The organism is Bradyrhizobium sp. LMTR 3 (genome assembly GCF_001693485.1).
In the GTDB taxonomy this organism is placed as follows: domain Bacteria; phylum Pseudomonadota; class Alphaproteobacteria; order Rhizobiales; family Xanthobacteraceae; genus Bradyrhizobium.
Genome location: NZ_MAXC01000010.1, coordinates 18,049 through 30,801 on the forward strand (window position 1 = coordinate 18,049; position 12,753 = coordinate 30,801).

General features: G+C 64.1%; 9 protein-coding genes. 5 read left to right on the forward strand and 4 right to left on the reverse strand.

From position 1 onward, the window contains the following. Positions 1–155: 155 nt before the first annotated feature. Together LMTR3_RS08360 and LMTR3_RS08365 are read left to right on the forward strand one after the other, a co-directional pair. On the forward strand, positions 156–1,031 hold the full coding sequence (locus tag LMTR3_RS08360; RefSeq protein ID WP_065744620.1) for a branched-chain amino acid ABC transporter permease: 876 nt from the start codon (positions 156–158) through the stop codon (positions 1,029–1,031). After that, the gene (locus tag LMTR3_RS08365) at positions 1,028–3,562 is read left to right on the forward strand and encodes a branched-chain amino acid ABC transporter ATP-binding protein/permease (RefSeq protein WP_084029487.1); all 2,535 of its coding nucleotides are present in this window, start codon (positions 1,028–1,030) and stop codon (positions 3,560–3,562) included. Before LMTR3_RS08360 ends, LMTR3_RS08365 begins: the two co-directional genes overlap by 4 nt. A 147-nt stretch (positions 3,563–3,709) precedes the next feature. On the opposite strand, the gene hemC is transcribed toward LMTR3_RS08365, so the two are convergent. The 4 genes from hemC to LMTR3_RS08385 form a co-directional block, all read right to left on the reverse strand. Next, a complete protein-coding gene (hemC, locus tag LMTR3_RS08370) occupies positions 3,710–4,696 on the reverse strand; it encodes a hydroxymethylbilane synthase (RefSeq protein WP_084029493.1) in 987 nt (328 codons plus the stop codon). A 188-nt stretch (positions 4,697–4,884) separates the two neighbouring features. Further along, positions 4,885–6,987 carry an acetate--CoA ligase family protein gene (locus tag LMTR3_RS08375; RefSeq protein WP_065744621.1) on the reverse strand — a complete coding sequence of 701 codons (2,103 nt, stop codon included), beginning with the start codon at positions 6,985–6,987 and terminating at the stop codon, positions 4,885–4,887. A 10-nt stretch (positions 6,988–6,997) separates the two neighbouring features. Further along, positions 6,998–7,783: an enoyl-CoA hydratase/isomerase family protein gene (locus LMTR3_RS08380; protein ID WP_065744622.1), complete on the reverse strand. Its 786-nt coding sequence runs from the start codon at positions 7,781–7,783 to the stop codon at positions 6,998–7,000. Between the two features lie 56 nt (positions 7,784–7,839). Beyond that, positions 7,840–8,844 (reverse strand): Bug family tripartite tricarboxylate transporter substrate binding protein, encoded by a 1,005-nt coding sequence (locus LMTR3_RS08385; RefSeq protein WP_065744623.1) that lies wholly within the window; start codon positions 8,842–8,844, stop codon positions 7,840–7,842. Between the two features lie 228 nt (positions 8,845–9,072). Between LMTR3_RS08385 and LMTR3_RS08390 the strand changes: the two genes are divergently transcribed. From LMTR3_RS08390 to LMTR3_RS08400, 3 genes are all read left to right on the forward strand, one after another. After that, positions 9,073–9,828, forward strand: coding sequence for an IclR family transcriptional regulator (locus LMTR3_RS08390; RefSeq protein WP_065744624.1), 756 nt, complete (start codon positions 9,073–9,075; stop codon positions 9,826–9,828). Between the two features lie 124 nt (positions 9,829–9,952). Beyond that, entirely contained in the window at positions 9,953–11,200 is a 1,248-nt protein-coding gene (locus tag LMTR3_RS08395) for a multidrug effflux MFS transporter (protein ID WP_065744625.1), read from the forward strand. 91 nt (positions 11,201–11,291) lie between these two features. Next, entirely contained in the window at positions 11,292–12,710 is a 1,419-nt protein-coding gene (locus LMTR3_RS08400; RefSeq protein WP_065744626.1) for a M20 family metallopeptidase, read from the forward strand. Positions 12,711–12,753 lie beyond the last annotated feature (43 nt).

A 12,753-nucleotide genomic window follows, 5' to 3' on the forward strand; every position in this document is an offset into this window, starting at 1 on the left:
AGCCTACATCCTTCGAGACGCCCGCTTCTAGCGGGCTCCTCAGGATGAGGAGTTCGAGCAGTTATGACGCACTAAAAGCCCGACACGGGTGGGCAATGCTGGCGCCACGGCGCCATCTCTTTTTCCAAAGCGCGCTTCTGAAGTCGGATCGATAGATGCAATTCGGATTCCTGCTTGAACAGGTGGTGAATGGCCTGGTGCTCGGAGGCTATTACCTCCTGATTGCGCTTGGACTGTCGCTGATCTTCAGCGTCGGCGGTATCGTCAATCTCGCCCATGGCGCGTTCTATGCGCTGGGTGCCTACATTTCCGTCGAGATCACGAAATATCTCGGCTTCGGCTCGGCGGTGGTGCTGTCGCCGGTCGCCGTGGCGGTGCTCGGCATTCTCTTCGAGCGCTTCATCCTGCGAAGGTTCTACGACGCCGATCCGATCCTGAGCCTTTTGGTGACGTTCGCCCTCGCCATGGTGACCGAGCAGGCGATCCGCATCATCTGGGGCGCGCCGCCGATCTCGGCCGCGATCCCGCAGGCGCTTCGCGGCTCGGTGTTCCTCGGCGATTTCCTGTTCTCGCGCTATCGCTTGCTCATCCTTACCGTCGTCGCTGCAGTCCTGCTCGGTGTCTGGCTCTTGCTGCACAAGACGTCGTTCGGCCGCGTGGTGCGCGCCGGCATCCAGCGGCCGGACATGGTCGCCGCACTCGGCATTCGCTTGCAGCCCTACATGACCGCGATCGTCATGCTGGGCGTCGGCATGGCCGCGCTCGGCGGCGCCTTCTTTGCACCGATCACGATCGTGCATCCTGCGATGGGCGCCGAGATCATCACCGTCGCCTTTGTCGTCGTCGTGATCGGCGGCCTCGGCAGTTTTTGGGGCGTGGTGATATCAGCTCTTCTGGTCGGTGTCGTCAGGGGCATCACCATCCACTTCGCGCCGGCTGCCGGTGAAGCCTCGATCTATTTGCTGATGTTCCTGGTGCTCATGGTGCGGCCGCGCGGGCTGCTCGGCGAACGTATTGAGAAGTTCGAATGATGACGTCCGCTGCCAAACATCGTCCGTTGCTGCTGGCCGCGCTTGCCGTCATCGCGCTGCCGTTCGGTCTTTATCTGCTCGGCCTCTCGCTCAACACCGGCACCATGGTGGTGGCGCTCGCCATTGCCGCGATGGGGCTCAACCTTTGCATCGGCTACACCGGCCTCGTCTCCTTCGGCCACGGCGCCTGGTTTGGCATCGGCGCCTATGCGGCGGGACTGATCCAACGCAACTGGTTCAACAATGATATCTTCCTGCCGCTCGCGCTGGCGGCAATCGTCGTCGCGGTCATCGCGACCTTCGTCGGCTTCGTCATTTTGCGCCGGCGTGGCGTCTATTTCTCGCTGCTGACGCTGGCGCTGTCGGCGCTGACCTACACCATCGCTTTTCGCTGGACCGCGGTGACCGGCGGCGAGGACGGCCTCGGCGGGCTGAAGCGGGGCAGCATCGGCCCGTTCAGCCTCGACAACGCGCTCAACTATTACGTCGTCGTCTCCGCACTCTGCCTCGGCGTGCTTTATCTCCTGCTGCGGCTGGTGCGCTCGCCGTTCGGCCATGTGCTGATGGCGATCCGCGAGAACCAGTTGCGCGCCACGTTCCAGGGCTATCCGGTCGAGCGCTACAAGCTCGGCGTCTTCGTGATCTCGGCGGTCGTGACCGGCTTTGCCGGCGGGCTGATCGGATTCCAGAACTATCTGGTCTCTGCCGAGGCCGTCTCCGTCCCCTTCTCAGGCGAACTGCTCGCCATCGTCGTGATCGGCGGCATGCGCAGCATGCTCGGGCCGGCGATCGGCGCGCTGTTCTTCATCCTGTTCCGCGAGTTGTTTTCGATCTGGACGCCGAACTGGCTGCTCTGGTTCGGTCTCGTCTTCGTCGCCTTCGTGCTGTATTCGCCAGGCGGCCTCGTCGGCATCTGGGCGACACTCGCAAAGCGCTGGTGGCCGCCGCCGGAAGAAGCCGCCGCGATGAGCAGGCGAAAAATCTACCAAGGCCTGCCTTTGCCGGCCTTCCTGCGGCCCAAAGCGCTCGAGGGTATTGTGCTCGACGTGCAAGGTGTCTCGAAGAGCTTTGGCGGCATCCGCGCGGTGACCGATGCGAGCCTCGCGGTCGGCGCGGGCGAAATCCACGCCTTGATCGGGCCGAACGGCGCAGGAAAAACCACGCTGTTCAACCTGGTCTCCGGCCTCTATCCGACCGACAGCGGCACCATCAGGCTGAACGGCCGCGAGATCCAGGGCGTGCCGTCGGAGGCGATCTGCCATTGGGGACTGGCGCGCTCGTTCCAGATCACCAATCTGTTCAAGGGCCTTTCGATCTACGAAAATCTCCGCCTGTCGCTGCAGGCGCAGAGCCCCGGCCGTTTCGACCTGTGGCGCGACATCGACCATTACAGGGACATCCACGCCGAGACCGCGGAGCTGATCAAGTTTCTCGGCCTCGAAGGCATCGAAGCAATCGAAGGCGGCGAACTGTCCTATGGCGGGCAGCGGCTGGTCGATCTCGGCATCGCGCTCGGGTCCAAGCCGCAGGTGCTGCTTCTGGATGAACCGCTCGCCGGGCTTGCCGCGGCCGAGCGCGAGCGCGTCTCGAGCCTCGTGAAAAACATCGCCGCCAACATTCCGGTCCTGATCGTCGAGCACGACATCGATCGCGTGCTCGGCTTCTCCCGCACCGTCACCGTGATGAACCAGGGCGAGGTGCTGATGACCGGCACGCCCGAGGCCGTGCGCGCCGACCGCAAGGTGCAGGAAATCTATACCGGCACCGGCGTGCCCGAGGTCGAGCACATCACGAGCGAGCAAGCCCGCGACGGCACAGCCCCCATTCTGCGCTTCGAGAGCGTCAACACGTTTTACGGCAAGAGCCATATCCTGCACGACGCCACCCTCGACGTGCACGAAGGTGAAATCGTTGCGCTGCTCGGCCGCAACGGCGCCGGCAAGTCGACGCTCCTGAAGACGCTCGCGGGCCTCGTGCCGCTGTCTTCGGGCACGATTGAGTACGCCGGCATGGACATCTCCCGCCTGCCTGCGCCTGAGATCGCGCGCGCCGGCATCGGCTATGTGCCGCAGGGCCGCGGCCTGTTCGCCGGGATGACGGTGCGGGAAAATCTGTCGCTCGGGCGTCTCGCGCGCAAGACCGACGGCAGCAACGGCGTGGTGTGGGACGAAACGCAGATCCTCAACTATTTCCCGCGCCTGCGCGAGCGCATGGACGTCGCGGCGGATTATCTTTCCGGCGGCGAGCAGCAGATGGTGGCGGTGGCGCGCGCGATGTCGGGCAATGTCAAACTCCTGCTGCTCGACGAGCCCTTCGAGGGCCTGGCACCGGCCGTGATCCTCGAACTGTTCAAGGTGTTCGACCGGCTGCGGCAACACATCTCCATCGTGATCGTCGAGCACAATCTCGACCTGGTGCTGGCGCTCGCCGACCGCGTCTTCGCGCTGGAACGCGGCGCCGTGTTCCATCAGGGACCGGCGCAACCGCTGCTGACGGATCTCGAGTACCGCAAGAAGATATTGTGGCTGTAACGCTCACCCGTCATTGCGAGGAGCGTAGCGACGAAGCAATCCATCTCTCCGCGTGCTGCGGCGTGATTGCTTCGCGGAGCCTGTCACCGGGCGCGCATTCGCGCGACCCGTTGGCTCGCAATGACGGCTGGGCGCGATCGCGGCCTCTCACGCCAGCAGCGAATCTTCCTCCGGCCGCGTGCGCGCGATAATCTCTGCCGCGCCCTTGTCGAGCAGATCGAGGCCGACGGCACGGCCGAGCTCGCGGGGGCGATCTGACGCGCCGGTCCGCGACACCTCGATGAAGCGGTCACCTGCTTCATCCAGCACGGCGGCCGTCAGCGTCATCTCATTACCCGCCAACGTCGCATGGCCGGCGATCGGCGAGTTGCAGTGGCCGTTCAAAACCCACAATACCTCGCGCTCGGCCTCGGCGCAGAGGCGCGACGAGGCGTCCTCGATCTTGGCCAACCGCCCGCGCGTGACCCAGTCCTTCTCGACGCATTCCACCGCGACGATGCCCTGCCCCACCGCGGGCAGCATTTCCCGGACCGAAAAATCATGAACGATGCGCGACGCCATTCCGATGCGTTCGAGCCCTGACCTTGCCATCACCAGCGCATCCGCCGGTCCTACCTCGCCGCCATCGGGAAGCCGCTGCTTGTCGCCGCGGTCGAGTTTTGCGACGCGGGTGTCGGCCGCGCCGCGGAAGTGAATGACGGTGGCCTCGGGGAACAGGCGGCGCAGATAGGCGGCGCGGCGCACCGCATTGGTGCCGATCTTGAAACCTTTACCCTTCGATGCGCGAATCGCATCCAGCGAAAGGCCCGGACGCAGTACCAGCGCGTCGTTGGCCGGATCGCGCGGCAGGGTCGCCGCGATGATCAGGCCAGGGGTCTCCTCGTTGCCGGGAACGTCCTTGAGCGAATGCATCGCCGCCTGCAATTCTCCGCCGCGCATCGCCTCGCGAATTTCAGCGACGAACGCGCCGCCCTTGCCGCCATGGCGTAGCAGCTTGCTGGTCTGGTCCTGGTCGCCGCGGGTTTCGAACTTGACGATTTCGACATCGAGCGCGGGATCGGCCGCGCGCAGCAGCCGCGCGATCGCCTCCGTCTGCGCCAGCGCCATCGCGCTCTTGCGCGTGCCGATCTTCAAAGTCTGTCCGGACACGAGGTCTCCGTTCGGTCACACCGATTGCTTCCAGCGTAGGGGATAGAGCAAGCGGCGCACCAGAACAACGTCTTTGGCTGACGGAAAACAGTGACTCGATGACCGAACTTGCAAACACGCTGCCGTCTCGGAGCAACCCCTTGTGTGGCAAAGCAATTTCCTGCCAACGTGGTTCAGCTTCCGGCCTCCGCATCTGCCACCACGACGACGCCGTCCGCCGCTTTAACGCCGTTCCCACTGGGCAAGACAAACAACGGATTGATCTCCGCCTCCAGCAGGTTCTTCCCGATCGAAGTCACCATGTTGGAGAAAGCGAGCATTGCGTCGACGAGGGCATCCACATCCGCAACGGGGCGGCCGCGAAAGCCGCGCAGCAGCGGAGCGGACTTCAGCTCGCCGATCATTTCCTCCGCATCCTGTCGTGAAAGCGGCGCCAGTCTCACGGCGGTGTCCTTGTAAAGCTCGGCGGCGATGCCGCCCATGCCCAACAGGATCGACGGTCCTAGCTGCTTGTCGTCCTTGAAGCCGAGGATCAGTTCGACGGCGCCGGTCACCAGTTCCTGGACCAGAAATCCCTCCGGCCTCCGGTTCGTCGCCGTCGAAAATGCCTCCGCCATCCGCCGGCACGTCGCCGCGGAATCGCGCGGCGAGACATTGACGGCAACTCCCCCGAGATCGGACTTGTGGAGCACGTCGCGCGAGAGAACCTTGATCACGACGTTGCCGCCGAAATTCAACGCGGCGGGCGCAGCTTCCTCAGGCGTCGCGACACAGACCTCACGGGTGATGGGAACGCCGAACTTCGCAAACAGCGCCTTGCTCTCATATTCGTTGAGCGGACCGGGACGCAGCATGCGCCGGACGTCGGCTCCAACCGCCACGGGTATAGCCGGCTCACCGGTTTGCGGGGAAATCTTACGGCGAATGTGCCACATTGCCGAAAATGCCGTGACGCAGGCCTCCGGCGCGGCGAAGGTTGGTATGCCCGAGAGATTGAGATGCCTGACTGCGTGCGGCGCGTGCGGGCTGGCAAACACCACAACCGGCTTGTCGGTCCGAGCGAAGCAATCGCGCAACGGCGCGCCGACAATCTCCGGCTCCGTGATCGAAGACGATCCCAGAATGACGGCAACCGCATCGTAGGAAGGACTTTCGAGCACGCTGTCGAGCACATTTCGAAAGTATTCGGATTTTACACCCGCGAGGGTAACGTCGATGGGGTTTCGATCCAGCACGGCGTCGGGAATGTTCAGAGCCTTCAAGCGTTCAGCGGTCATCGGGTCTGGCGCCGGGGTTTCAAACCCCGCCAGGCCGGCCGCATCAGCGACCAGACTAGCCGAGCCGCCAGTTGACGTTACGACGGCAACGCGACGGCCTTGCAATCGGCGGGCGGAACTCAGCGCGAGCGGAATATCGAGCAGATCGGAGAATTGCAGCGCCCTGATGATGCCGAGTTGCCTGAACAATGCATCGTAGACGACATCCGACCCTGCCAACGCCCCGGTGTGCGAGCTTGCCGATTGGGCGCCGGACTCGGATCGCCCGACCTTGAAAGCGACGATTGGCTTGCCGGCTCGCGCCGCCCGCAGGGCCGCCTGGCGAAATTGCGCCGGCTTGCGCAGGCCTTCCAGATAGAGCGCAATCACCTGCGTGGCAGGATCGTCAACCAGGTAATCGACAAGGTCAGAGACGTCTATATCGGATTCGTTGCCCGTCGCGACCAGCTTGGAAAAGCCGACACCCTGGGCCTCGGCTCTCGACAGCAGGGCCCCTAGAATGCCTCCGCTTTGCGAGACCAGCGCGATGGAGCCCGGTGCGGGCTGGTTGATCTGGAGCGCCGCACTCGCCGATAGTGCGATACCATCGGTGACATTGACGAGGCCGATCGTGTTCGGGCCGAGCAGCCGCATGGTGCCGGCGGCGCTCTTCAGCTCTTGCTGCCGGGCCATTCCGTCGGCGCCGCTTTCACCAAATCCGCCGGCGAGAACGATTGCCGCCCCCGTTCCGATCGCGCCGAGTTCCCGGACCGCGTCCGGAACGCGGGCAGAGCCGACAAGGACGATGGCGACGTCGGGTGCGTGCGGTAGCGACCGGATATCCGGAAAGCATGGATAGCCTCCGATCGATTGATAGCGCGGGTTGACTGGGAAGACTTCATGGCCGTAGCCATATTTCTGCAGAAAGGCGAGCGGACGGCCGGTCAATTTGCCGGCGTCGGCTGAGGCGCCGATGATCGCCACGCTCTTCGGTCGGATCAGACGTTCCAGCGCATCCATATCGCCCCTCCTAGCGCGCGGATTTGTCGAGGAATGCCGCAACGGATTCCCGGTGTTCGGAAGTCGTGTAGCAAATGGCCTGGGCTTCCCGGCCGAGCGCAAAGACCTGCTCTTCCGCCGTTTCAAACGTGCGGTCGATGATCCCCTTGGTCAGAGCGATGGCCGCAACAGACCCACGACTGAGATCGCGCGCCCATGTGGAAGCGTCATGCACGAGCGTCGCAGCCGGACCCACGCGATCCGCCAGTCCGATCGCGAGTGCTTCTGCTGAGCCTACGGGACGGCCGGTAAAGATCATCTCTTTCGCGCGCGACAAACCGATCCGCCGCGGCAGGAAGTACATTCCTCCACCGTCGGAAACCAGTCCACGACGAACAAAGCTCATGCTGAACACAGCATCTTCCGAGGCCACGATGAAATCGCACGCGAGCGCGAGATCGCATCCGAGACCCGCCGCGGCGCCGTTCACGGCTGCGATCGTCACCTTTCCCATGCCGTGGAGCGCGGCAATACTCCTGTGAGTCTGCTGTTGTCTGCGCCAGCCGTTGAACGCCACCTTTCCGGAGGGCCCCTGCAGCCGATCGCGCATGCCGGAAATGTCGCCGCCCGAACAGAACGACTTGCCGTTTCCGGTCAGAACCACGGCCCGCACGGCTTCGTCGTTACCGGCACGGTCGAGCGCGGCGACGAACTGGGCGCGCATCTCATCGTTGATGGCGTTGCGCACATCCGGCCGGTTCAACCGCACGACCGCGACGGAATCTTCGACTGACAATTCGACCAGGCTGGTCATCATTACCTCTCAAACCGGTGATGGATTTCGTGGACGTCGGGAGCGATGGTGCGAAAGCGCTATTCCACCTTGACGTTCGCGTCCTTGATCACCTTGCGCCATCGCTCTTCCTCGTCCCGAACATAGCGGTCGAGTTCTTCGGGCGCGCCGCCGACCATGATCAGGCCCTCGTTGCTTTCGAGCCGCTTGAAAGCTGGAGACTGCACGGCCTTCGCAACGGCCTTGTTCAGACGCTCGATGATCGGCGCAGGCGTCTTGGCCGGGGCGTATAATCCGTACCAGCTCTCTGCGGCGTAGCCCGGCACCCCGCTTTCGGCGACCGTCGGCAAATCGGGGAACGCACGCGAGCGTTCCGCGGTCGTGACGGCCAGGGCCCGGAGTTGCCCGCCGCCGATCAGCGAAGCGGCGCTTGCCACCGTGGTGAAGATGACATCGATCTGGCCGCCCAGGAGATCGGTGATCGCCGGCGCGGCGCCGCGGTAGGACACCGTCGTCAGGTTCACATTCGCCAGCGATTTGAACAGTTCGCCCGCCAGATGAGCCGACGTTCCTGTGCCGAACGTGCCGTAGTTGAGCTTTGCGGGGTTGGCCTTGGCTTCCGCGATCAGGTCGGCGATCGATTTGATCTTCGAGGCTGGATTGACGACGACGATGTTGAGGGATCGCGCGATCAGCGAGACCGCGGCGAAATCCTTGCGCGGATCGAACGGAAGCTTGCTGTTCAAGCTCGGATTGACCGCGTGGGCGAAGCTTGCCAGCAACAGCGTGTAGCCATCGGGCTCGCTGGTCGCGACCACCTGCGTCCCGATGACGGTACCCGCGCCCGGCTTGTTTTCGATGATGACCGGCTTGCCGAGATCCGACGTGATCTCCTGCGCCAGCGTTCGTGCGATGATGTCGGTGCCGCCGCCGGAGGAGAAGGGAACGACGATCTTGATGGTCTTGGCCGGATATTCGGCTCGGACCGGCGTAACGGCTAGCGCAGCCAGCACCGACATGGCGGCAACAATGATCTGCAGGCGCCGGTGCGCTCCTGAAAGATACGTGACCTTGCTCTCTTGCATGCGTGCTCCCTTGGGCTGTTGTTCGGGCATTTTGAAAATGCGTTCTGGCGTGGCGGCTTCTCTGTCCGGGCCGTCTGTGGAGCTAGCACGGGCAACTCGGCTGCTCTTGACCCCATTTCCACCTGGTGGAATTGGGTCGCGGCTGCGTTCGCCGACATTTGCCCGACCCGCTTGCATCTCTTGGGCTATCCCGCCTATCCCTTGGATGGCCGAGGGAGGCGACGCGCCATGAGCTCTGCGGGCGGCAATCGTTCCTTGCAAAGAGGGATCGAGATCCTGCGCGCGTTCCGTCAGGGCATCGACGTTCTCGGAAATGGAGAGATCGCGGAGCGAACCGGAATCCCGCGCGCCACCGTCAGCCGGCTTACGCGTACGCTTGTGCAATCGGGCATGCTGGACGACGTTCGCAGCGAGCGCGCCTACCGGCTGGCCGCAGCCGTAATCAGCTTCGGGCATGCGATGCGCGTCAGCTCGCCGGTCCTCAATGCGCTCGGCCCGATGATGCGCATCGAATCGATGCGGCGGAAGATGAATGTCGGATTGGCCACCGCGGACCGCTCGATGATGGTCTATCTGGAATCGGTTCGCTTCAATCCGCGCGTGGCGCTGCGCAACGTCGTTGCGGGGCAGCAAGTGCCGATGGAATTGACCTCGCTCGGGCGCGCCTATCTGGCCGGCATATCAGAACAGGAAAGAGCCAGGCTGCTTGCAACGTTCAAGCGGCGCAGCGCCGGGGCGACGCAAAACTTGCTCGCCGAGGTGCAGAAGTCGATCCGGTCCGTCAAGCGCGACGGATATTGCGCCGTCTCCTGGCAGCGCGGCGTGCTCGCTGTTGCGACACCGCTCATCGTCCGAGGGATGCCGGTGTACGCGCTCAACATGAGCACACAGAATGTGCAACCCACTGCACGGCTTTCCGCCGATATGGGCGCCTACCTCCTGGCGTTTGCCAAGCGGTGCAATGAGGCCCTCGCCGGCGAGTAGGTCAGCCTGGCGACACCGTCTGCTCCATGTGCGCTGGCCCGCTCGCCGACGGTCTGCCATTCGAAAAAGCGGATTGTGCATCGCACCAAAATCCATAAGGTGCCTTCCTCGAGAGGGTTTTTCGTTGTCCGATACCAGTGCCGATGCCTTGGCCGCTTCAGGCCACCGCCCGATGGGCTTCCCCGAATTCGTGATCGTGATCGCGTCGATCATGGCGCTGAATCCGCTTGCGATGGACATGATGCTGCCGGCGCTGCCGGACATCGCGTCCGCCTTTCACATCACCTCGGCCAACCGGCCGCAGATGGTGCTGTCGATCTTCCTGGTCGGCTTCGGCGTCGGGCAGTTCGTCATGGGCCCCTTGTCCGACCGGTTCGGGCGACGGCCGGTCCTGCTCGGGGGCATGGCCGTCTATTGCATCGCCAGCCTGCTCGCGATTGCCGCTCCCTCTTTCGAAACGCTGCTGCTGGCTCGCGCACTGCAAGGCCTCTGCACCTCGGCAACCCGCGTGATCGCGACGTCGATCGTGCGCGACTGCTATGCCGGCCGGCGCATGGCGAGCGTGATGTCGCTGGCGATGATGATGTTCATCGCGGTGCCCGTGGTCGCCCCGGCCTTCGGCCAGGCCGTGCTGCTGCTGACGCAATGGCGCGGCATCTTCATCGTACTGATGCTGTATGGCGTGGTGGCGCTGATCTGGAGCGCGCTTCGCATGCCGGAGACGCTGCCGGTCGAAAAGCGAAGGTCGCTCGCCGTCGGCGAGGTATTTGACGCGTTCCGCCAGACCGTGACCAATCGCCAGACGCTGGGTTATGCGCTGGTCGCCGGCGGCGTATTGGGTTCGCTGTTCGCGTTCGTGTTCACTTCGCAGCAGGTGTTCACCGGGATCTACAAGCTCGGATATTATTTTCCGCTTGCGTTCGCAGGCGTCGCGGTCGGAACCGCCATTGCCGGCTTCGTCAATTCCCGCCTCGTCGGCCGCCTCGGCATGCGCGTGATCTCCCACGCTGCTCTGCTAGGCTTCGTGGTCATCGCCGCAACCATGCTGGTGGCGGCGAAAATACAGATGCTGCCGTTGCCGCTGTTCATGGTGCTCTCGATATCCATGATGTTTGCGTTCGGGTTGATGATCGCCAATTTCACCGCACTCGCCATGGAGCCGCAGGGCCATATCGCCGGCACCGCTGCGTCGCTGTACGGCTCGATCACCACGCTGCTCGGCATCGGCATCGGCGCCACCATCGGCCAGGATTACGACGGCACGCTGGTGCCGTTCGCGACCGGCTTTCTGCTCTGCACGCTGGCGGCGCTCGCGGTGGTGCTGGTGGTGGAGAAGGGCCGGCTGTTCAGGCCGCACGTCTTGAAGGTGTGACGAGCATGGCGGATACCTGCCCTGCGCTGGGCCTTCTCTCGCGAAGCTGATAATAATTGCTCACATCGCCTTCAGTTTCAGGAATTGGAAGATGGATAACCGCAGTAGCATCTGGCGTGGCGTCGACACCATCAAACCGCGCTTCATAGACTTGAGCAACCGGGTCTGGGCGATGCCCGAGATCTGCTACACCGAGGCGCGTTCTTGCGCCGAACATCTCGCCGAGCTGCGTCATCAGGGTTTCCGCGTCACGGAGCAGGTCGCAGGCATTCCCACCGCCCTGATGGGCGAATGGGGCGAAGGCGGACCCGTGATCGCCTTCCTTGGCGAATATGACGCCCTGCCCGGCCTCAGCCAGGAGGCTGGCGTGGCGGAACCGCGGCCGCTGCAGGCCGGCGACCACGGCCATGGCTGCGGCCACAATCTGCTCGGCTCCGCCGCCCTGCTCGCGGCCACGGCCGTGAAGGATTGGCTAGCCGAGCACAAGGTGCCGGGGCGCGTGCGCTACTATGGCTGCCCCGCGGAGGAAGGTGGAGCGGCGAAAACCTTCATGGTGCGATCAGGCGCCTTCGACGACGCCGATATTGCGATCACCTGGCATCCCCACAGTTTCTGGGAAGTGGCGGTGACGCCCTCGCTCGCCAACACCCGCGCCGATTTCATTTTCACCGGGCGCACCTCGCATGCCGCGGCCTCGCCGCATCTCGGCCGCAGCGCGCTGGATGCGGTCGAACTGATGAATGTCGGCGTCAACTACATGCGCGAGCACATGCCGAGCGATGCGCGTGTACACTATGCCCTGCTCGACACCGGCGGCATCGCCCCCAACGTGGTGCAGGCCCATGCCCGCGTGCGCTATTCGATCCGCGCCCGCGATCTGCCCGGCATGAACGAACTGGTGGAGCGCGTCCACAAGATCGCCCAAGGCGCGGCGCTGATGACCGAAACGAGTGTGGAGATGCGGATCATTTCCGCCGTCTCCAATTTGCTGCCCAACACCCCGCTCGAACAGGCCCTTCACGGCATCATGGAGGAACTCGGCCCGCCGCATTTCGACGAGGCCGACAAGGATTTCGCGCAAAAGATCCGCTCGACGCTGACCGAGAAGGATATCGCCACCGTCTATCATGCGATCGGCATGGAGCCGACCGAGCGGCCGCTGGCCGATTTCATCGTGCCGCTGGACGCCAAGCGCAACCCGCTGATCGGATCCACCGATGTTGGCGACGTGAGCTGGGTCGTACCGACCGTCCAGGTTCACGCCCCGACCATTGCCATCGGCACCCCCTTGCACACCTGGCAGGTGGTGGCGCAGGGCAAGAGCCCGCACGCCCACAAGGCCATGGTGCAGGCCGCCAAGGCCATGGCAGGCTTGGGCGTCCGGGCGCTGTCGGAACCGGACTTGATCGCCGCCGCCAAGGCCGACCTGAACAAGCGCACCGCCCGCACCCCCTATGTCAGCCCGCTGCCTGACGGCGTGGCCCCGCCGCTGGACATGTCGCTGGTTTGACCCTGACCTGACCCTGACTTGGCCTTGTCCTGATTTGGTCCGG

What these genes read in the sequence shown, in the direction of transcription:
- LMTR3_RS08360 (WP_065744620.1), top strand. Translation starts at nt 156, where the DNA reads ATGCAATTCGGATTCCTGCTTGAACAGGTGGTGAATGGCCTGGTGCTC.
- LMTR3_RS08365 (WP_084029487.1), top strand. Translation starts at nt 1,028, where the DNA reads ATGATGACGTCCGCTGCCAAACATCGTCCGTTGCTGCTGGCCGCGCTT.
- LMTR3_RS08375 (WP_065744621.1), bottom strand. Translation starts at nt 6,987, where the DNA reads ATGGATGCGCTGGAACGTCTGATCCGACCGAAGAGCGTGGCGATCATC.
- LMTR3_RS08380 (WP_065744622.1), bottom strand. Translation starts at nt 7,783, where the DNA reads ATGATGACCAGCCTGGTCGAATTGTCAGTCGAAGATTCCGTCGCGGTC.
- LMTR3_RS08385 (WP_065744623.1), bottom strand. Translation starts at nt 8,844, where the DNA reads ATGCAAGAGAGCAAGGTCACGTATCTTTCAGGAGCGCACCGGCGCCTG.
- LMTR3_RS08390 (WP_065744624.1), top strand. Translation starts at nt 9,073, where the DNA reads ATGAGCTCTGCGGGCGGCAATCGTTCCTTGCAAAGAGGGATCGAGATC.
- LMTR3_RS08400 (WP_065744626.1), top strand. Translation starts at nt 11,292, where the DNA reads ATGGATAACCGCAGTAGCATCTGGCGTGGCGTCGACACCATCAAACCG.